This is a genomic window from Arenibacter lacus, assembly GCF_008711145.1.
In the GTDB taxonomy this organism is placed as follows: Bacteria; Bacteroidota; Bacteroidia; order Flavobacteriales; family Flavobacteriaceae; genus Arenibacter; species Arenibacter amylolyticus.
In genome coordinates this window covers 39,489-59,378 of sequence record NZ_VVIN01000005.1, presented here as the reverse complement: position 1 = coordinate 59,378, position 19,890 = coordinate 39,489, and the positions used below count along the sequence as shown (strand labels likewise).

Annotated in this window: 17 protein-coding genes; 9 read left to right on the top strand and 8 right to left on the bottom strand. The window is 41.7% G+C overall.

Features of this window, described 5'->3' with window-relative positions:
- The first annotated feature begins 44 nt into the window (after positions 1 to 44).
- The 3 genes from F1E73_RS03515 to F1E73_RS03505 all read left to right on the top strand — a co-directional run bounded on the left by F1E73_RS03515 (position 45) and on the right by F1E73_RS03505 (position 2,891).
- Positions 45 to 1,499 carry a catalase gene (locus F1E73_RS03515; protein ID WP_086475767.1) on the top strand — a complete coding sequence of 485 codons (1,455 nt, stop codon included), beginning with the start codon at positions 45 to 47 and terminating at the stop codon, positions 1,497 to 1,499.
- An 84-nt stretch (positions 1,500 to 1,583) separates the two neighbouring features.
- Positions 1,584 to 2,054, top strand: a complete 471-nt coding sequence (locus tag F1E73_RS03510) for an ankyrin repeat domain-containing protein (RefSeq protein WP_150451104.1) — start codon at positions 1,584 to 1,586, stop codon at positions 2,052 to 2,054.
- A 60-nt stretch (positions 2,055 to 2,114) separates the two neighbouring features.
- Positions 2,115 to 2,891: an amidohydrolase gene (locus F1E73_RS03505; RefSeq protein ID WP_150451103.1), complete on the top strand. Its 777-nt coding sequence runs from the start codon at positions 2,115 to 2,117 to the stop codon at positions 2,889 to 2,891.
- Here F1E73_RS03505 and F1E73_RS03500 read toward each other — a convergent pair.
- Both F1E73_RS03500 and F1E73_RS03495 read right to left on the bottom strand, forming a co-directional pair.
- A complete protein-coding gene (locus tag F1E73_RS03500; RefSeq protein WP_086475769.1) occupies positions 2,875 to 4,488 on the bottom strand; it encodes an Ig-like domain-containing protein in 1,614 nt (537 codons plus the stop codon). The genes F1E73_RS03505 and F1E73_RS03500 overlap by 17 nt on opposite strands.
- Before the next feature lie 51 nt (positions 4,489 to 4,539).
- Positions 4,540 to 5,241: a ComF family protein gene (locus tag F1E73_RS03495; RefSeq protein ID WP_140157701.1), complete on the bottom strand. Its 702-nt coding sequence runs from the start codon at positions 5,239 to 5,241 to the stop codon at positions 4,540 to 4,542.
- Positions 5,242 to 5,284: 43 nt separating this feature from the next.
- On the opposite strand from F1E73_RS03495, the gene F1E73_RS03490 reads away from it, so the two are divergent.
- Together F1E73_RS03490 and F1E73_RS03485 are read left to right on the top strand one after the other, a co-directional pair.
- A complete protein-coding gene (locus tag F1E73_RS03490) occupies positions 5,285 to 6,181 on the top strand; it encodes a hypothetical protein (protein ID WP_086475770.1) in 897 nt (298 codons plus the stop codon).
- Between the two features lie 37 nt (positions 6,182 to 6,218).
- Positions 6,219 to 7,763 carry a glycine--tRNA ligase gene (locus tag F1E73_RS03485; protein ID WP_086475771.1) on the top strand — a complete coding sequence of 515 codons (1,545 nt, stop codon included), beginning with the start codon at positions 6,219 to 6,221 and terminating at the stop codon, positions 7,761 to 7,763.
- Positions 7,764 to 7,920: 157 nt separating this feature from the next.
- On the opposite strand, the gene F1E73_RS03480 is transcribed toward F1E73_RS03485, so the two are convergent.
- A complete protein-coding gene (locus F1E73_RS03480; RefSeq protein ID WP_086475772.1) occupies positions 7,921 to 10,002 on the bottom strand; it encodes a TonB-dependent receptor family protein in 2,082 nt (693 codons plus the stop codon).
- 245 nt (positions 10,003 to 10,247) lie between these two features.
- On the opposite strand from F1E73_RS03480, the gene F1E73_RS03475 reads away from it, so the two are divergent.
- Both F1E73_RS03475 and F1E73_RS03470 read left to right on the top strand, forming a co-directional pair.
- Positions 10,248 to 11,012, top strand: coding sequence for an exodeoxyribonuclease III (locus F1E73_RS03475; RefSeq protein WP_086475773.1), 765 nt, complete (start codon positions 10,248 to 10,250; stop codon positions 11,010 to 11,012).
- Positions 11,013 to 11,067: 55 nt separating this feature from the next.
- A complete protein-coding gene (locus F1E73_RS03470) occupies positions 11,068 to 12,108 on the top strand; it encodes an NADP(H)-dependent aldo-keto reductase (RefSeq protein WP_150451102.1) in 1,041 nt (346 codons plus the stop codon).
- A gap of 105 nt (positions 12,109 to 12,213) precedes the next feature.
- On the opposite strand, the gene radA is transcribed toward F1E73_RS03470, so the two are convergent.
- From radA to panC, 5 genes are all read right to left on the bottom strand, one after another.
- Complete coding sequence (gene radA / locus F1E73_RS03465) at positions 12,214 to 13,575, bottom strand: DNA repair protein RadA (RefSeq protein WP_086475775.1); 1,362 nt, start codon at positions 13,573 to 13,575, stop codon at positions 12,214 to 12,216.
- A gap of 243 nt (positions 13,576 to 13,818) precedes the next feature.
- Entirely contained in the window at positions 13,819 to 14,961 is a 1,143-nt protein-coding gene (locus tag F1E73_RS03460) for an alpha/beta hydrolase (RefSeq protein WP_150451101.1), read from the bottom strand.
- Positions 14,962 to 14,982: 21 nt separating this feature from the next.
- Positions 14,983 to 15,948 (bottom strand): lysylphosphatidylglycerol synthase transmembrane domain-containing protein, encoded by a 966-nt coding sequence (locus tag F1E73_RS03455; RefSeq protein WP_150451100.1) that lies wholly within the window; start codon positions 15,946 to 15,948, stop codon positions 14,983 to 14,985.
- 2 nt (positions 15,949 to 15,950) lie between these two features.
- Positions 15,951 to 16,301: an aspartate 1-decarboxylase gene (gene panD / locus F1E73_RS03450; RefSeq protein ID WP_086475778.1), complete on the bottom strand. Its 351-nt coding sequence runs from the start codon at positions 16,299 to 16,301 to the stop codon at positions 15,951 to 15,953.
- 78 nt (positions 16,302 to 16,379) lie between these two features.
- Positions 16,380 to 17,222 carry a pantoate--beta-alanine ligase gene (panC, locus tag F1E73_RS03445; RefSeq protein WP_086475779.1) on the bottom strand — a complete coding sequence of 281 codons (843 nt, stop codon included), beginning with the start codon at positions 17,220 to 17,222 and terminating at the stop codon, positions 16,380 to 16,382.
- Between the two features lie 103 nt (positions 17,223 to 17,325).
- Between panC and F1E73_RS03440 the strand changes: the two genes are divergently transcribed.
- Together F1E73_RS03440 and F1E73_RS03435 are read left to right on the top strand one after the other, a co-directional pair.
- Entirely contained in the window at positions 17,326 to 18,135 is an 810-nt protein-coding gene (locus F1E73_RS03440; RefSeq protein ID WP_086475780.1) for a glycogen/starch synthase, read from the top strand.
- Positions 18,136 to 18,140: 5 nt separating this feature from the next.
- Positions 18,141 to 19,841, top strand: a complete 1,701-nt coding sequence (locus F1E73_RS03435; RefSeq protein ID WP_150451099.1) for a DUF4270 domain-containing protein — start codon at positions 18,141 to 18,143, stop codon at positions 19,839 to 19,841.
- Positions 19,842 to 19,890: the final 49 nt, after the last annotated feature.

The window sequence follows — 19,890 nt, the reverse complement described above, 5'->3', positions numbered from 1 at the left end:
CTAATTAATTGCATGGTATGCGTGCAAACTAAAATAAGATTAAAATGAAAAAAAGATTAACAACTTCGGCGGGCGCACCCGTTTCCAATAACCAGCGGTCGCAAACGGCCGGTGAACGGGGCCCTGTATTAATGCAGGACTATAAGCTACTGGAGAAATTAGCACACCAAAATAGGGAGCGTATTCCTGAGAGGGTGGTACATGCAAAAGGATGGGGAGCCATGGGAACTTTTACGGTAACCAATGATATTACTAAATATACAAGGGCAAAAATATTTTCTGAAGTAGGAAAGAAAACAGAAATGTTAGCTAGGTTTTCTACGGTTGCCGGGGAACTGGGAGCTGCGGATACGGAGCGCGATGTAAGGGGGTTCTCCTTAAAATTCTATACCGAGGAAGGAAATTGGGATCTTGTTGGAAACAATACTCCGGTATTCTTTTTACGCGATGGCTACAAATTTCCTGATTTTATACGAACTCAAAAAAGGCATCCCAAGACCAATTTAAGATCTAACGAAGCTATGTGGGACTATTGGTCCCTGTCCCCAGAAAGTCTTCATCAGGTAACCATATTGATGTCGGACCGGGGGATACCCACCGCACCTATGTTCATGAACGGCTATGGGTCCCATACCTTTTCTTTTTGGAATAATGAGGGAGAGCGCTATTGGGTAAAATTCCACTTTAAGACACAACAAGGACATCGGCACTATACCAATGAGGAAGCTGCGGAGGTAATTGGGCAAACTAGGGAGAAATACCAAGAAGAGCTTTACGGGGCTATTGAGCGAGGGGAGTATCCTAAGTGGAAACTTATGGTGCAAATAATGCCTGAGGCCGAAGCCGAAAAAACACCCTATAATCCCTTTGACCTCACCAAGGTATGGCCGCATGCAGACTACCCCTTGATAGAGGTGGGTATCATGGAATTGAATAAAAACCCTGATAATTATTTTCAATATGTAGAAAATGCTGCCTATTCTCCATCCAATATAGTCCCAGGGATTGGTTTTTCACCGGATAAAGTACTGCAAGCGCGTATATTCTCTTATGCCGATGCCCATAGATATCGCTTGGGCACTCATTACGAGGCCTTACCAGCTAATGAGGCCAAGTCCGAGGTGAACCATTATCACAAAGATGGGGCTATGCGTTTTTTCACCAATGACTTTGGGAATCCCGATGCCTATTACGAGCCAAATAGCAAGGGAGGGGCCGTAGAGGATCCAACGGTAGAAGAGCCGCCAATGACCATCAATGGGGATATTAGGCGTTACGAAGAAAACGATACCTATGGGGAGTATAAACAACCTGGGGACTTGTTTAGACTGTTCAATGAGGAGCAACAACAACGTTTATTCAATAATATTGCAGCAGCTATGCAAGGCGTATCCATGGAGATAGTGGAAAGGCAGTTGGCGCATTTCGATAAGGCCGATCCCAATTACGGGAAGGGTGTAAGAAAAGCACTGGGCATTAGTGAGCTTGCCAATTATTAATAAATGAATTAATTAAAACGGAACCGTCACGGCAATTTTTGATGTGGCGGTTTTTGTTATACTATTCGTCAACGTGATATGCCCATGAACGAAGTTTTTTTTAACGAAATTAGAAATGGCAATTTAGAAGCAGTAGGCAAAATGCTAAACGTGCATCCTCAATTGGTAGACAGTATAGACCAACGGGGGGCTACCCCTCTAATCTTAGCCGCTTATTATGAGGAAGCCGAAATAGTGAATTTACTGTTGGATAAGGGTGCTAAAGTAGACGCCAAGGATGCCTCGGGGAATACCGCCCTAATGGGGGCTTGTTTCAAAGGATTTTCAGAGGTTGCACAGACCCTAATAAATAATGGGGCCAATATTAATGAGCGGAATGCTATGGGAGCTACTTGCTTAATTTATGCCGCTACCTTTAATAGGGAGGCAATTGCCAAAATGTTGTTGCAGGCTGGTGCCGATGCCTCTATAGCCGATGTTAGGGGTAAAACCGCCTTGGACCATGCTGCCATGCAAGGCCTCTCCAATCTAGTTGCCCTATTGGAAAATGTTTAGAGGCCTAGGCCCACTTTCTTCCCAATAGTACAAAGTTTCTTGGATTAGAAAATGATAGCAATGTCGAAAGAATTACATATCGCCCTGGTACAATGCCCGCTGGTGTGGGAAAATCCTCAGGCCAATAGGGATAGCTTAGAGAAGACAATCCAAACCCTTTCCAAAGAAGTAGATCTGATTGTACTCCCAGAGATGTTTACTACTGGTTTTACGATGTCTCCTGCCAATATCCCCTTGGAGGAAGGGCAGCGTACGCTGGCATGGATGAAGGCTATGGCTTCCCAAAATAATGCTGCCTTGGTAGGGAGTATTGTCTTTGGTGATACAGGGAATTATTACAACCGACTCTGGTTTGTGGAGTCAGATGGCACAACGGCTAGTTACGACAAGCGTCATACATTTACCCTAGCGGGAGAAGATAAGGTGTATGCCTCTGGCCGCAGAAAGTTGTTAATAAACTATAGGGGATTTAGAATTTGCCCCCTCATTTGCTATGATCTTCGGTTTCCGGTTTGGGCAAGGAATACGGAGGCCTATGATGTGCTTATCTATGTGGCCAATTGGCCAGAAAAAAGAATAGCTGCCTGGGATACCCTCCTAAAGGCAAGGGCCATAGAAAACATGGCTTATGTGATTGGGGTTAATAGGGTGGGAGCCGATCCCTCCGGGATCCAATACGTGGGCCATTCCGCTGTGTATGATGTTTTGGGTAATTCCCTGGCGTATTCGGAAGTAGAGACGGTCCTATATGCTACTTTAAGTAAAAAACATATAGAAGAACAAAGACAGCGGTTCCTTTTTTTGGAAGATCGCGATCAGTTTACTCTAGAAGAGTAAAGGTTTGCTCCAGTTCCCAATTGGCACGCACCTCCAAGACCGAAGGGTAATAACTGACTTTTTCTGGTTGAATGCCCTTAAGGTAGTTTCCAGTATCCCATTTTTGATTGCCATTGCTATCGTGAATTACCCGAATAAGGTATTTTGCGGGCGCAATATGATTAAAGTGGAATATTCTGGCTTCATCCGCAAATTGCTCCTTTTTTACCACTCCCTTCTCATCGGTCAATTGCACAATTAAAGGATAGGTAACAGCACCCTCCAGGCTTAACCTTAGATTGCCAAAATCGGCATAACTTTTAGTGGTTAATTTATAGGATAAGGTGTCGTTCTCTTTTCCAAAGAAGTCGGTTGTCATGCCTGGGAGGAGGTCTAAGGTATAGCTTTCATTGGGCTCCACTTCAAAATTAAAATCAATTTTATTGCCAAGGGTATCCAAGGTAACCGTATGCTTCACGGCGGTAGAATCTTTTCGCCACAAAGAAGTTTTGGTAGTGTCTAAGTTAACGAGTGGGGTATTGGCACCTATAAAAAATGGTTTTCCAAACTCTAAAGAGCCCCGTTGGTTGGGTTGTAATACCAAAGTGTCTGCTGCAAGCTTCCTTGTTTTTACCGTAAAGGTATCCCTAAATTTCTCTAGGGAGTTGCTTACGGAAAATACTAGGGAATCTGCCGTAAAGGGGGTGATCCAAAAATTAAGGGTATCCTTATTGCGCTCTTTAAGGACCTTGGTCTTTATGCTGTCCGGTAGTTTGGAAAGGGTCTCTATTTCAATGTGTTCGCCCTTTCCTTGATATCCGAAAATAATTTTATTGCTTGCAGCAAAATTCGGTACCGATAGGGTGTAATCTGGAATCTCCTTAAATAGGGTTAGTACATAAATTGAGTCCGTAGGTAGAGAAATAGTATCCTTTATAAAAGCAATTTTATCGGTTTTTTGATCAAAAACATTGTTTTTGGCTTCGTCCTTTAGGCCAAACAGCGCATACTTTCCTTCTTTTAAATTTTTCAAATGAAAGATGGTGGTACTATCCAATGTATTGGTGATGTAATTTGGCGGCCGTTTATAGATGGTAGAGTCCGTATAAGTGCTGTCCAATTCGTACAGCATAACACTTATAAAATTGTCTGCTTTTTTATTGAAACCATCCAATACCACTCCAGATACGGTTAAAGAATCTATATAGTCTCCAGTAGAGAACACATAGGTTAAATAGCTGCTGGGGTTTCCTTCGTTATTATCAACAATACTCTGACCAAAATTAAAGGTATAGGTGGTGTTTTCCTTTAAGGTATCCTTGAGGATGATTTCCACATATTTTCTGGGGGAACCCTGTGGGGTTATCAACGGAGTATATTTTAGGGGAGGGGAGATAATCAATTGTTTCTCCAACTCGTTTAGCTTGATGTATTCGTCAAAATAGAGCCGAATTTTATCCCCTTTAAAATTGGTGGTCATATTTGATGGCTCTGCCTTAATTAATTTTGGAGGGGTAACATCCTTTGGGCCCCCACTTGGTGCGCCCCGTCTAGCACATTGTAGAAAAGCAGAAACCGCTAAAACCAAAAATATATACCCTAAAACGCGTTGAACCATACGATAAATAAAAGTGCCACAAAGAAACAACTAATTTGGAGAAATGTAAAATTAAGGCACAATGGCCATGGATGCAAGATATATTTCAATGCCTGGTGCTTCAGATAGGGCAATGGCACAGGCCTCCATAGTAGCTCCAGTGGTTATTACATCATCTAGTAGCAAAACTTTTTTGTTCCGCAACAGTTTGTGATCGGTCAATAGATACAATGCCTGCTTGTTATGCCACCGTAAAAGCCTCGTTTTGTTGGTTTGTGTTCTGGTATTGGCAGTTTTTATCAAAACGTTTTCCAAATATTGTGCGTTTAGATGAATAGCCACCGTTTTGGCAAATAAACTTACTTGGTTATATCCCCGTTTTCTGCGTTTTTTGGGATGTAGGGGAACCGGGATAACATAATCTATATCTCTGAGGTAATTGTTGTTTTTAAGGGTGAGGCCATACCATTCACCTAAAAAATAGCCAATTTGCTCTTGGTTCTTATATTTTAGATAGTGAATCAAGTTTTTTACGATGCCTTGGTCCGTGAAAAAAAGAAATGCACTAGCCTTGGAAATGTTAATTCTGCCATAAAATATACGGTCAACAGGGTTTTCTGCGTTAAAGGTATATTCGGTAAGTGGCAATTGGTTCCTGCAAACGGTACAAATGTGTTCTTCTCCTCTGATTAATAGGGTGTTACATCCAAAACATAGCTTGGGTAGTAAGACGGAGTTGATATCATTTAATATATTTGAAAGCTTGTGGAACATGAGCCCTTATTATCTTTAAACTACAAAATACGCATAGCTATAGATGGATTTTCAAGATAATAAATTAAACTATAAGATAATGGTAGCTGTTTTAGTGGCTGTTATTATAGGGGTGCTCATTGCTTTTTATTTTAATTATGCCCAGTCTAAAAGGGACCTCAGTTTTCTACAACAGGAACGGGAGTTATTGGTGCGGGATATTGCTTTGGTTAAAACGGACGTAGATCGCTTAGCTGCCCTTAACGAGGTGAATGAGATAGAATTGCAAGACTCCAAGTACAGGGTACAGCAATTGATGGACTCCGTAGGGAAATTAAATTTTTCCTTGGAAAAGCTGAAAGGATACAGAACGGAGCTCGTGGCCCTACAGTCTAGGTATGATAGTCTTAAGCTTAAGAATAGTTTTCTTAGGTACAACAATATGTTGATGGACAACAAGTATGAACAGACCAAGGAATTGGTAGAAAATTTACGGGGGGAGAGTAGCTCCCTGGCAGAAAAGGAGGCACTATTAATACAAAGGAATAGAGAGCTTAGTCAGGAATTAAAGAAGAAGAACCACCTTAAAATAATTAACTCCGAAGGTAGCGGATTCCGTTTCCGCAGCGGAAAACCAATAAGGACCAACAAGGCCAATACCATCTCTAGACTTAGGGGGTGTGTTACTATTATTGGAAACCCAAACACCAAAGATGAGGACCGGGTAATCTACTACCAGTTTTTAGGGCCTAATATGTCTGTTATAGAAGACAATGCTAATACAATTTCAGTGAACGGAAATGTTTACAGTAAACGGGTTCAGCTAGTCTTTATGGGGGAGCAATTTAATGTTTGCGATGCCATATCTATGCCAGAAGGATCGTTGGAAGAAGGAACTTACACCTTAAATGTCTTTGAAGACGAGAAATTGTTGGCTTCCACGGAATTTCAGTTGAAATAAATTACCCAATTATGGGGGATTGTCCTATTTTTGTCGCATGGCAAAAAAAGAAGACGATTTTAGAAAAGTTATTTCACATGCTAAGGAATACGGATATGTATTTCAGTCGAGTGAAATCTATGATGGGCTTAGTGCGGTTTATGACTATGCCCAGAATGGAGCAGAGTTAAAAAAGAATATTAAGGAGTATTGGTGGAAAGCCATGGTCCAGATGAACGATAATATTGTGGGCCTTGATTCTGCCATTTTTATGCACCCAACGATTTGGAAAGCTTCCGGACACGTAGATGCCTTTAATGACCCCTTAATAGATAATAAAGATTCCAAAAAGAGATACCGAGCCGATGTTCTTGTAGAAGAACATGCAGCTAAAATTGAGGCTAAGATCGAAAAAGAAGTTGCCAAGGCGAAGAAGCGTTTTGGGGACGATTTTGACGAGGCTCAGTTTATGGAGACCAACCCTAGGGTAGTGAAATATCAAGAGCAGATTGCTACTATCTTAAAGAGGCTTGGAACTTCCTTGGAGAAAGAAGATTTGGCAGATGTAAAGCAGCTCATTGAAGAGTTGGAAATTGCGTGTCCATTAACCGGTTCTAAAAACTGGACAGATGTAAAGCAATTTAACCTAATGTTCGCGACCAAATTGGGTGCCTCCGCAGAAAACGCCACGGATCTTTACCTTAGGCCCGAAACTGCGCAGGGGATCTTTGTCAACTTTTTAAATGTACAGAAAACCGCGCGCATGAAAATTCCTTTTGGGATCGCCCAAATAGGGAAGGCGTTTAGAAATGAAATTGTAGCGAGACAGTTTATTTTCCGTCAGCGCGAATTTGAACAGATGGAATTGCAGTTCTTTATCAAACCAGGTACACAGTTGGATTGGTATGAGACTTGGAAAGAGAAAAGAATGAAATGGCATTTGTCTCTAGGGATGGGCCAGGACAATTATAGATTCCATGACCATGAGCAATTGTCGCATTATGCAGACGCCGCTACCGATATACAATTTAAGTTTCCGTTTGGATTTAAAGAATTGGAGGGGATTCACTCCCGTACCGATTTTGACTTGGCCAACCACGAGAAATTCTCAGGGAAAAAATTACAGTACTTTGATCCAGAGCTCAATGAGAGTTATGTACCCTATGTATTGGAAACTTCCATTGGTGTAGACAGGATGTTTTTAGCTGTCTTTGCCAACTCCCTACAAGAGGAAGAATTGGAAAACGGTACTACTAGGACAGTCCTTAGGTTACCAGCGGTATTGGCTCCTAACAAGGCGGCAGTATTCCCATTGGTGAGAAAAGACGGCCTTCCAGAGTTGGCTATGGAGATTGTAGAGGATCTTAAATGGGACTTTAATGTAGTTTATGATGATAAGGATGCAGTGGGCCGTCGCTATAGAAGGCAAGACGCCAATGGTACTCCTTTCTGTATAACCGTAGATCATCAGTCCTTGGAAGACCAAACAGTCACTATCCGTCATAGGGATACCATGGAGCAACAACGAGTAGCTATTGCCGATGTTAAAAAGATTATCCATGATGAGGTGGATATGAAAACTTGGCTTAAAAGAATAGAGTAGCATGTAGGTTGCATTCTCTATCATAAGTACCATAAACCCCCATTGGAAAATAAATTCTAATGGGGGTTGTTTTTTTCCTTGCGCGGCTAGGTGAGACTTGTACCGCTATATAAGGGTATTCGTAGTTTCGCCTAAAAGCACCGGGGGATTAAATAGCCTAAAGGGAATATCTCAACTGCAGACTCCCATAGAAATTTCTGCCATCCCCAGGGTAATAGTAGCGCGGCTCGGAGCCACCAAAACCTTGGGTGTTAATAAGTACGGACCTAGCGTAGTGGGTGTTCAGAATATTGTTTAAGCCAAGGGATACATCCATATAAAGCTTCTTGGATAAATGTTTTCCAAGCCCTAGCTTACTGTTAATTATTTGGAAGGAATCACTATAAAGGGTGTTCGCGTCCGTGAGGGGAATTTCCCCTACGTATTGGTGGGTAGTATTCCAATAAAACTGCTGCCATACCCTAGCCTGTAGACCAGAATTTAAACGGTGTGCCGGCACTCCGGTCAGGGGGTTCCCAGAATAATCATTCCCTTCATCTATAAAGGATACAAATTGGTGTTTGCTGTAAGTGTAACTGATAAAGGGGGATAGTTCTAAATTGGTGCCAAGATTCCAGCGGTATTCCATTTCCAGCTCCAATCCCTGGTGTTTTGTTTTCCCTGCATTTTTACCAATATACTGATCTTCCCCAACGCGCTGCGCAACCAATAGATTATTAACATCCATTCTGTAGAGCGCCAACTGAATTCCCAGTTTTTGGTCTAGGAGATTCCATTTGGAGCCAATCTCATAATTGATTCCTGTTTCCTGTGCGATGTCCGGATTAATTACTCCCTCTGGGGTTAAGGTCTCTTCTAGGCTAGGGTTGGAAAATCCCCTGCTTATATTGGCATAAATGGTATTTTGGTCTAGAACGGTGTACGCTAAATTAAGGCTGGGCAAGAAGATGGGTTTAAAATCCCTTTTAGCACTCAAATTGGCGTCGCCCTCGTTAAACAAATCCCTAAAATCATAATGGGTCTTGTTAAGGCCGATGCCCAATTGTGCTGTAAATACATCGGTAATGGGAAATAAAAGGCTTCCAAAGGCATTGAACTGTCGTCTAAACTCCTTGTTGTTGGCAAAAGAATGCCCCTTTTTGCTTCCTTGTCCCTGGTTTTCCTTGTATAAATTTTCAAATTCCCTCCAGTTGTATTCATCCTTGTATAATTCCGCACCAAAACTGTAGGCTATTCCTTCTGTATTTTGCCCAAAGTGTCCGGTAAACTTGGTTCTAAATCCATATCCATGGGTGTATTCGTCCAATATGCCAAACGGCCGGGGTTCGTAGTGATCCAAGTAGCTGTAAAATATGCTGCTGGAGTTTTTTAATTTATCCGAAAAGGAATGGTTAAGGGTGAGTCCTATCAGGCTATACTTATTGGCCTCGTAGCCCTGGGCCGCTTTCCATGTAAATGCTGCCTTTCTAGGGTTTTCCGTAAAATCTGTTAGTCCTAGGGAGCTGGGTATTTGTGCCGTATAGTCTACATGGTTTACCAGAAGCCCGATGTTTGTTTTAGGATTTAATCGATAATTTAAATCCAAGAGGACTCCGTCTTGTTCAAACCGATTGTTTTCCCGGTACCCGTCTCTTTCCATATGTCCGTAATGTAGGCTAAGGGAAACCTTGTCTTCTTGCAGCGTAAACAAAAAATTATTCTTTAATAGTCCATAGGAGCCTGCGGTTACGTTGTTCCTAAAATAGGAGGATCCCACGGCAGGCTGTTTGGAGTTAAGGAGGATAGCCCCTCCCAAATTAGCTCCAAAATTGGTCCCTTTTGGTCCTTTAATCACATCTATATGACTTAGGTTTTCTAAATCGAAGGATTCTATAGTAGAAAAGCCAGATCCATTGGTAATAGGGATGTTGTTGTAGTAGAGGCGTAACTTGTCCGTTCCGTACAGGGTTCTGGCCCCTATTCCCCTTATGGTAATCCTATTGGTGTTTAGTGCGCCAGACAATATGTAAACCCCGGAAACCTGATTGATAGCCGACACCATTTCTATAGGGCTGTAATTTTTAAATACCTTGCCGCCAATTATTTGGGTGGGCACAATTCCATTGTCTGCAGCAGATGCACGAGCCTCCAGGAGGATCACTTCATCCAATACCGTTATGCTGTCTTTTTGAACAGGGTCTTGGGCCACGGTAAAGTTGATGAGTAATAACGTAAGAAGATAAACGTAAGGGGTTTTCATAAAATGGTATTTTGATTGGCAAACCTAAGGATTATTCTAGGATTTTTATGGAATTGCTTTACTAGGTATCTTGTTTGGGGATAATCATAACCCATGTCTTAATCTATGCCAGTTGTCTTTTTCAGTTAGGGAAACATTGTCTATTTTTAGCCCAATTTTTCAGGGATTTCCCCTGAAAAGAACGAAAAAACTACCGCCTTTCGGCTGGGAGGACCAGTAGCCAGGGTGGAGAAATATAGAAGTGGATGAAAATTGTTTCTTATAATGTAAATGGAATTCGAGCAGCCCTGAGAAAGGGTTTTTTGCAGTGGGTGCAAACGGTAAATCCAGATGTTATCTGTCTGCAGGAGATAAAAGCCAATGAAGAACAATTGGATCTTGAGGTATTTGAAGCCGCCGGATACCCCTACCACTATTGGTACAGTGCCAATAAAAAGGGCTATAGTGGGGTGGCAATCCTTTCTAAAAGGAAACCAGATCACATCGAATTTGGTACTGGGATAGACTATATGGATTTTGAGGGTAGGAATATTAGGGCCGATTTTCAGGATGTTTCCGTAATGAGTCTATATCTGCCATCTGGGACCAATATTGCTAGATTGGATCATAAGTTGCAATATATGGCCGACTTCCAGGCTTACGTGGACCACTTAAAACAATCCAGACCCAATTTGGTGATCTGTGGCGATTATAACATTTGTCATCAGGCTATTGATATCCATGACCCCGTAAGAAATAAAAATGTTTCGGGCTTTCTGCCAGTGGAAAGGGAATGGTTAGATAAATTTATGAAAAGCGGTTTTATAGATAGTTTCAGGCATTTTAATAAAGAACCGGATAATTATACCTGGTGGAGCTATAGGGCAAATTCTAGGGCTAATAATAAGGGCTGGAGATTAGATTACGGCCTGGTAAGTAATCCCTTGGAAGAACGTCTAAAGAGATCGGTGATTTTATCCCAAGCGGTGCATAGTGATCACTGTCCCATTTTGGTGGAATTGGAGGAGTAAATCCATCGACCTTAATTCTAAAAAATAATAAAACTAAACGATTTAAAGCAGCAAAATGAACTATACGAATCTTCCGCATACCGATATAGAAGTCAGTAAAATATGTCTAGGAACCATGACCTGGGGGAATCAGAATACCGAGGCGGAGGGCCATGAGCAAATGGATTATGCCTTGGAACAGGGTGTCAATTTCTTTGATACGGCAGAGTTGTACCCTATTCCTGCGGCCGCGGAACGCTATGCCCATACCGAGAAAATTATTGGTACCTGGTTTAAGAAGAATCGCAATAGGGAAAAGATAGTACTTGCCTCCAAGATTGTGGGTAGGTCCCCGGCCACCAGTTTTATTAGGACTACCGGGTTTAATAGGGAATCTATTACCGCGGCCGTAGAAGGAAGCTTAAAACGCCTTCAGACCGATTATTTGGATCTGTACCAATTGCACTGGCCAGATAGGGTTACCAATTATTTTGGGAAGCGAGGTTACCAATACGACGGAACAGATCTTTGGGAGGATAATTTTCATCAGATTTTGGAAACCTTGCGCGACCTGATCAGGGAGGGTAAAATTAGGCAGGTGGGGATTTCCAATGAAACGCCTTGGGGAACCATGCGATACTTGGAAGAAAGTAAGGTGCATCACGACTTGCCAAGGATGATTACGATTCAGAACCCCTATAGTTTATTAAATAGACTGTATGAAGTAGGATTGGCAGAAATCTCCCATCGGGAAGATTTGGGGCTGTTGGCCTATTCACCGCTGGGCTTTGGCGTGTTAAGCGGAAAGTACCTGGGAGGGAGGCAGCCAAAAGACGGTAGGATCACTTTGTTCCCCAATTACAATAGGTATAGTGGGGAAACTGCGGTTAAAGCCACAGAGATGTACCATAAATTGGCGATGGAAAATGGCCTGTCCCTTGCGCAGATGTCCTTAGCATATGTAAATAGCAGGCCCTTTGTAACCAGTAATATCATTGGTGCTACCAATTTGGAGCAATTGAAAGAAAATATAGAAAGTATACATATTGATTTAAGTGATGAGGTGCTTCAAGGGATTGAAGCGATTCACAATCAAATTCCTAACCCTGCCCCTTAAACCTAAAGCTATGTATTTTTTAAAAATCGGATTTTGGCAATTGGCATTGATCTTATTGGTTGTCCTAATACTACTGGTGCTAACGAGAATGTTCAATTCAAGGGATTAGGAGAATACTTGCTGGGCAACATCCTCGATCTTTCCAATTAATGCAACCCGTATTTTGGGCTGTTTAAGTGTTATCTTGTTGTTTTTGGACACGTAAATGGTGGTAAAGCCCAATTTCTCGGCTTCCATAATTCGCTGGTCTATACGCTGTACAGGTCGTATTTCTCCTGCTAAGCCTACCTCTGCCGCAAAACAAACTCCCTTTTCTATGGGGATGTCCTCATTGCTGGAAAGGATGGCTGCAATTACGGCTAAATCTATTGCTGGGTCGTCTACAGAGATGCCTCCGGTAATATTAAGGAACACGTCTTTTGCGCCCAATTTAAAGCCGGCTCGTTTTTCCAATACCGCCAATAACATGTTTAGGCGTTTGGCATTATAGCCTGTGGTAGAGCGTTGTGGGGTTCCATAAACCGCCGTGCTTACCAGGGCTTGTATTTCTATCATTAGGGGGCGCATGCCTTCTACCGTAGAGGCAATGGCAGTACCACTTAAACCCTCCTCATTCTTAGAAATTAGGATCTCGGACGGATTGTTTACTTCGCGCAGTCCGCTGCCCTGCATTTCATAAATGCCTAATTCTGCTGTAGAGCCAAACCTGTTTTTAAGGGAGCGTAATATCCGGTAAACGTAATTTCTGTCTCCTTCAAATTGTAGTACGGTGTCTACCATATGCTCCAAAATCTTTGGTCCGGCAATGGCGCCGTCCTTGGTAATATGGCCAATTAATAGTACTGGGGTGTTGGTCTCTTTGGCAAATTTTATGAGCTCTGCAGTGCACTCCCTAATTTGTGAGATGCTGCCCGCGGCCGATTCAATATAGTCTGTATGTAGGGTTTGTATGGAGTCTATGACCACAATATCTGGATCGGTCGCCTGGATTTGTTTAAAGATGTTTTGCGTTTTGGTCTCGGTCAGTATAAAACAGGTTTCATTATTAGCATTGATCCTATCTGCACGCATTTTAATCTGTTTCTGACTTTCTTCACCAGAAACATAGAGTGTTTTATAGGGTAGTTTAAGGGCAATCTGTAGTATTAAGGTGCTTTTTCCAATTCCGGGTTCACCTCCCAAAAGAATGAGGGAGCCAGGGACAATACCTCCACCTAGCACCCGATTAAATTCTTTATCGTGCGCATCCAGTCGAAGTTCTTTATCAGTGCTTATTTCATTGATCTTTAATGGCTTTGCGATTGTCTTGGAGCTAGGGGAGCTACTTTTCCAGGCTACCTTTTCCTCTTTCTGTACTATTTCCTCTACAAGGGTGTTCCACTCCTTACAGGCACTACATTGTCCAGCCCATTTGGCGTACTGGGTGCCGCAATTTTGACAAAAAAATGTTGTTTTGGTTTTGGCCATTTTCCTATTTTCTACTTTGCGCTAAGGTAGTAAAAGGATTCAAAAAAAGCGTGTGGGCAATCGTAAAGAGAGTTGACTCAATGTTGGAAGGTAGAAACCTATAGAAAGTAGCATATGGCCCCGTAGCCTTAAAGGCTTGCCCTTTGTGATCTATGAATGAAGTTCATCCTTATGCCAAAGCATGGAAGAGCCGTAATCTTTAATAGCCTTTCTTTTTTGTTTTTGGCTATCAATGTACTAGGATCAATAGCCGAAATCTGCCTTTAAGGCCTGTATTTTTTCCAAGGCCATATCCTTGGTAAGAAAGTCTATTTCTGCCATGGAGAAGGCTTTCTCGAAGGTTCTCAGTGCTTTTTTTGGCTTTCCCATTTGCTCTAAATATTCCCCTTCAAAATAAAACCCTAGCATGGTGTTGGGGTATTCTCTTTTGCAAAGATCAGACAAGGGTTTTAGCGATTCAAAATTCTCCTTTTTTCTGGTGGCGGCATAAATAGCCATTATGTCGTTAAGGCTGGTGGGTTTTTTAAATCCGAATAAATTTGAAATAGATTGTTGTTTGTCTGCCAAATACTGAAAGACCGGCTCATTGGAAGTGAGTATGTTCTCACGGTATTCTTTGGGGCTGATGGGTTTAAACATTCCAAAAATATTGTCGAACGCTTTCCCAATGCCATAGGTTACTACCGATACAGGGTCTGCGTTGGGGTATTGGTCAAAGAAATAGTGTAGGTTATCTGCATCCAGTGTTTTTAGGGCCTGGTCTAGGGCAAGCACCTCCTGTGTTTTTTCGTTTTTCTCGCCTTCTAAAATCAACTGATAGAAAATCTTTTTATTCATAACAGACAACCGCTGTGGAACCCTGGTAATCATTTCGGGGGCTAAAGTAGGTGAGATGGAGACATAGGCATTAAAGAGGGAAACATCCTTAAAGAGATAGAAGTTTCCAAAATTAGCCGTTACATCGTAGCCTACAAACATTTTAAATGGGGCAATACTGTAGTTGTTTTCCAGATAGGGGATGAGTTCCATTCCCAAAAACTCAAAAAATCGTTTGCCATCTTCGGTGGGTAGTCCGTTATGGGGGTCAAAGCTGGAATCTAGGTCCCGAGTGTAGGGCATGGATTGGTGTACTCCAACCACAATAGCTTCTGGCATACCGTGGAATCTACTATAAAACTTGGCATTGGCTACCACCTGATCAAAGAGGTATTCTGCGTCCAATGTTAAGATGACAGGATGTTTTTGCTGCTTGTCGTAGGATTCGGGTATGTAATAAGATACGGTCCGTTTATCCTGTAACTTATAGGATTCAAAAACTTCTTGGGTAATTTGAGCGTTAGATCCTAAGCATAGGAAGAGCGCCATTAAGGTGTAAAAGCGTAGCATAGGTTAAGTTGGATTTGGAAACTATTTATTTCTGTTCCATAACGGCAATAATAGAAAAGATATTGCCCCAAACACTACGATCATTAAAGTTTGCGAGATCCACATGATCCATCCAAAGGCATCTCCGGAAGCAGAGCTCACTCCAAAAATAGCTAGGGCGCTACTTACGGCTATGGGGTATATGCCAATGCCGCCATTGGTGGCAGACATAGCAAAGGCCCCTGCGACAAAGGCTACCAAAAGCTGACCTATGGTTAGGTCTACGGTTTCCAAAACAGTGTATTTTATAACCCAAAACATGGCAATATAGGCAGTCCAGATGAAGATGGTATGCGCTACAAACGCCCATTTTTGTTTCATCTTAAAAATGCTGAGAATGCCCCCTATTAGGCCTCTTAGGAGTCTTTTAATTTTTTCTGCCCAGGGGTGTTTAGATTTCTTAACAAAAAGGAAAAGAAGGGTGAAGCCTAGGATTCCTGAAAGTAGGAGGGTAGTTAAAAAAGCAACATTTAAGCCCCGGTCCTTAAGAAACGCCCAAATAATATCCGTTTGTAAAAAAAACGCGAGTCCAATTACCAGTAGTAACATTATCAGGTCTATGATCCGTTCTGTAACAATGGTTCCAAACCCTTTTTCAAATGGGACATTTTCGTAGGTGGTTAAGGCGGTGGCCCTAAGCACTTCTCCGGACCTGGGAATACCTAAATTGGTGAAATAGGCAGTGAGAATAATTAAAATATTGTTTACCACGCTGGGGCGGTATCCGAGGGGCTGTAAAAGGTAGTTCCACCTTATGGCTCTAGAGATATGGGTCATAATCCCCAATAAGATAGAAACGCCCACCCAAAAAAGGTCGGCGTTTTTTATATAATAGAGTATCTGTTTCCGCTCCTCTTCCGTGGTAGAAAAATAGGAATACCAGATTAAGAAAACCCCCAGTGCTATAGGGAGTAGGGTTTTTAAGGTTTTCTTAGTCGATGGTTTCAAGGCTAGGTCAAAAGATTGGTTTCCTCGTTGGGGAATACCAGGGAAGGATTAAAGTTTTTAGCTAGCTCAAATTCCATTTGGGCGTAGGTGATCAGTATTAATACATCCCCTACAGCTACTTTTCTTGCAGCTGCCCCATTTAGGGTAACCTCTCCACTTCCTCTAGTGCCTGGAATGGCATAGGTCTCCAGTCGCTCACCATTGTTGTTGTTTACAATCTGTACCTTTTCTCCCCTAATTATATTGGCGGCGTCCATTAAGTCTTCGTCAATGGTAATACTGCCTATGTAATTTAGGTCGGCACCGGTAACTTTTACCCGGTGTATTTTAGATTTTACTACTTCTATTAGCATGGTGCAAAGTTAATCAATTTAGTTTTTAGTTATAGCTGTTTTGGAATACCACCTTATTGCGGCTGCTAACCTGCCAATTTAAAGGGCAATATTGTCTATAAGTCGTACCCCATCTACATAAACGGCAATAAAAGCCCGGTATGGGGTGTCCTTTTTTGGTTCTTTAATGGGCTGTAAATGCGCTTCATCAACAATGGTTATGTATTCTAGATCCAAATTGGGTTGGGTGCTAAATTCATTTTTCACCCAATCCATAATAAAGTCTGCACTTTTTGTGCCAAAATTTTCTTTGGCGGATAGGAGGGTTTTATAGATAAAGGCCGCCTCTTCCCTTAATTCTTCGGAAAGCCTTGCATTTCTAGAGCTCATGGCGAGTCCGTTAGCTTCCCTGACAATTGGGCAGCCCACTATGGTTACTGGAAGATTTTTAAGTTGAACGAGCTTTCTGATGATTTGAAGCTGTTGAAAATCTTTTTCGCCAAAATAAGCCCTTGTCGGATTAATAAGTGTGAAAAGTTTTTCCACAATGGTGCCCACACCATCAAAATGCCCTTGCCTAAACGCCCCTTCCATAACCTTATCCAAGCCGTTAAAATCATATGTTTGGGAGCTAATATTCCCCGAATAGATTTCCTCTGCATTGGGGGAAAAGACAATTAGGGTGTCCGATACTGATTTTAATAGGGAAAGGTCGGCTTCCAAGGTATTGGGGTATTTTGCCAGATCTTCCTGATTGTTAAATTGGGTGGGGTTTACAAAAATGCTTACTACGGTATGATCATTCTCTCTGTTCGCTTGCTCAATTAGGGAGAGATGCCCTAAATGCAGGGCGCCCATGGTAGGAACAAGGCCAATAGATTTGGTGTCATCCAAAGAATTTAAAAGTGATTTAAGTTCCTTTTTGGTGTTAATTAACTGCATGCGATTTACTTAAAAGTCAGCAAACTTACTATAAATACTGCTAATCTGCATAATTTTTGTAATTTTGCAGCTGCGTTTGCACTAGAAATAAAATATTGATTGTATGAATGGTAAAAAGATATTGTTTGTATCTTCTGAATTAGCCCCCTATCTACCAGAGAACGAAGTTTCCCAAATGTCCTATGAAACACCTAGGATGGTCAACAGTAATGGTGGCCAGATAAGGATATTTATGCCCAGGTTCGGAAACATTAATGAGCGAAGACATCAACTACATGAGGTAATTAGATTGTCGGGGATGAACTTGGTGATCAATGACATGGATATGCCACTGATCATAAAAGTTGCTTCTATACCAAGAGAAAGGATTCAGGTCTATTTCATAGATAATGATGAGTACTTTAAAAGAAAAGCCACCTTTACGGATGAGGATGGAAATGCCTTCCCGGATAATGACGAAAGGGCTATTTTCTTTGCGAAAGGAGTGGTGGAAACGGTTAAGAAGTTAAACTGGTCCCCAGATATTATTCACGTGCACGGATGGATGGCTTCTTTGTTGCCTTTATATCTAAAGAAGTTTTATGCTGATGAGCCTTTGTTTGGTGAAAGTAAGATAGTTATGTCCGTTTACGGCGAAGGATTTGAGGGCGCATTGGATGCTGATTTGGTGAAGAAGATTGCCTTTGATGGTGTTGATGAAGAGAGTATAAAAGACCTTAAAGATCCCACATATAATAATTTGTTAAAAGTTGCGGTGAATAATTCCGATGCCGTTATATTAGCGGCCAATGAGCTTCCAAAAGAGCTGGAAGATCACATATCCGGCCTTGATAAACCTGTTTTGCCCTATGTTGCATTGCATGAGTTTGAGGAAGCTTACATGAACTTTTATAACACCGAAGTATTAAAATAATCTGCATGAACTTAAGGAAAGGATTAACCTTGTCAGCGGTAGTGGGTATGCTGCTCGCAGCTACATTTATATCGTGTGAAGAGGATATAACCACCCTTGGTAGTGGGGTTGTGGGTAACGAACCGTTTACTGCGAATAAAGCAGTTTACGACGTTTTTGCCTATAACAAAAAAGTAAAGGCCGTTAGATCTAATAGAATTCCAGTTTATCAGATTGGAAATTTTAACGACCCCATTTACGGAGCAACGGAGGCGAGAATTACTACTCAAGTACAACTTTCCTCCGTTAATCCAGTTTTTGGGAAATACGCTGCCAGCGTTGAAGCCAATGCTGATTCCGATGGTAGTAGTCTTACCATCAATGAGAATGAAACGGTAAAAGAGGTGTATTTATATATTCCTTACCTAGTTAATCCTCGTGCAGATCAGAAAGGGGAAGAAGCCAAGGATAGTCTTACCGATGGGACTCCCCCCAATAGGCAGCCTAGGGTTTTTGATTTAGATAGTATTTTTGGAAATAGGGAGGTACCCTTTAATTTAAAAGTGGAGCGGTCTACCTATTTCTTAAGGGATTTGGATCCTAATAGTAATTTTCAGGAAGCCCAACCTTATTATTCTACTCAGCAATTTTCGCCTAATTTTGTTTCCGATGTATTGTTTGATGGGGAGGTAGCAATATCTGATGAGGATTCCTTGGTTTTTAAGGAGGACGACCCAGCTACGGAAGGGGTAGACGAATCTGAAGAGGAGCCTGTAAGAACCCCTCCTGGGATAAAGGTGCCATTAGACAAGGCATTTTTCCAGGCTAATATCCTAGATAAGGAAGGTAGTCCAGAATTATTTAGTCAGGCTAACTTTGTAGAGTTCTTCAGAGGGATCCATATGTCTATACCCGATGATATATTATTGTTGTTAGATCTTACTAAAGGTAATATCACTATTACTTATGAGTACGATAGCGTTACCAGTGCCTCTGACGACACCGTGAAAAAGGTGGAGAAAGACTATGTGCTTTCGCTGATAAGAAGGGATGTTGAAACCGGGAGTATTGTTGGGAATGCTGTAAATACTTTTAACAACGCTGCCTATCCAGATCACATTGCCAATGCGATGGATACTGGCGAAAACGCCTCTAAATTATACATTAAAGGAGGGGCTGGAAGTTATGCTCAGATTAAACTTTTTGGTGAAGACGATGGCGCAGAGATTATTAACCAGATAAAGAATAAAAACTGGATAATTAACGAGGCAAACCTGGTGTTTTATGTGGATAGGACCACCCTAGATGCTGCTCCAGAAGCTATAGAGCCTTCCATTCTATATCTCTATAAGGAAAATGGTAGCTCTGTATACAATCCATTCTTGGAGACCCAGGAAGATTTATCACTTGGGAATATTACCAACTATGACGGTAAGCTCTACAAGGAAAATGGTAAGGGAGATCGTTATAAGATTAGGATTACCAACTTAATAAATGACATTATTGTTAGGGATTCTGCCAACGCCACCCTTAACTTGTCGGTTACCTCCGATATTAGGTTAACCACTACCAGAAAGGCTTTGTTAGCCGATGATTCTGAGGTGAAAATGCCTTTAATGTCCATCGTAAATCCGTTTGGAACGGTATTGATGGGAAGTGGAAATGTACCTAGTGGCCAGGAGAACAGGAAACTACAACTCGAAATCTTTTATACCAAGGCCAACTAGGGCAAAAAAAGTACCACTCACAGTATTTTTTTAGTTAATTATCTAAAAA

Excerpts from the sequence above, each read along its gene's own strand:
- F1E73_RS03515 (WP_086475767.1), top strand. The coding sequence starts at position 45 with ATGAAAAAAAGATTAACAACTTCGGCGGGCGCACCCGTTTCCAATAAC.
- F1E73_RS03510 (WP_150451104.1), top strand. The coding sequence starts at position 1,584 with ATGAACGAAGTTTTTTTTAACGAAATTAGAAATGGCAATTTAGAAGCA.
- F1E73_RS03505 (WP_150451103.1), top strand. The coding sequence starts at position 2,115 with ATGTCGAAAGAATTACATATCGCCCTGGTACAATGCCCGCTGGTGTGG.
- F1E73_RS03500 (WP_086475769.1), bottom strand. The coding sequence starts at position 4,488 with ATGGTTCAACGCGTTTTAGGGTATATATTTTTGGTTTTAGCGGTTTCT.
- F1E73_RS03495 (WP_140157701.1), bottom strand. The coding sequence starts at position 5,241 with ATGTTCCACAAGCTTTCAAATATATTAAATGATATCAACTCCGTCTTA.
- F1E73_RS03490 (WP_086475770.1), top strand. The coding sequence starts at position 5,285 with ATGGATTTTCAAGATAATAAATTAAACTATAAGATAATGGTAGCTGTT.
- F1E73_RS03485 (WP_086475771.1), top strand. The coding sequence starts at position 6,219 with ATGGCAAAAAAAGAAGACGATTTTAGAAAAGTTATTTCACATGCTAAG.
- F1E73_RS03480 (WP_086475772.1), bottom strand. The coding sequence starts at position 10,002 with ATGAAAACCCCTTACGTTTATCTTCTTACGTTATTACTCATCAACTTT.
- F1E73_RS03475 (WP_086475773.1), top strand. The coding sequence starts at position 10,248 with ATGAAAATTGTTTCTTATAATGTAAATGGAATTCGAGCAGCCCTGAGA.
- F1E73_RS03470 (WP_150451102.1), top strand. The coding sequence starts at position 11,068 with ATGAACTATACGAATCTTCCGCATACCGATATAGAAGTCAGTAAAATA.
- radA (WP_086475775.1), bottom strand. The coding sequence starts at position 13,575 with ATGGCCAAAACCAAAACAACATTTTTTTGTCAAAATTGCGGCACCCAG.
- F1E73_RS03460 (WP_150451101.1), bottom strand. The coding sequence starts at position 14,961 with ATGCTACGCTTTTACACCTTAATGGCGCTCTTCCTATGCTTAGGATCT.
- panD (WP_086475778.1), bottom strand. The coding sequence starts at position 16,301 with ATGCTAATAGAAGTAGTAAAATCTAAAATACACCGGGTAAAAGTTACC.
- panC (WP_086475779.1), bottom strand. The coding sequence starts at position 17,222 with ATGCAGTTAATTAACACCAAAAAGGAACTTAAATCACTTTTAAATTCT.
- F1E73_RS03440 (WP_086475780.1), top strand. The coding sequence starts at position 17,326 with ATGAATGGTAAAAAGATATTGTTTGTATCTTCTGAATTAGCCCCCTAT.
- F1E73_RS03435 (WP_150451099.1), top strand. The coding sequence starts at position 18,141 with ATGAACTTAAGGAAAGGATTAACCTTGTCAGCGGTAGTGGGTATGCTG.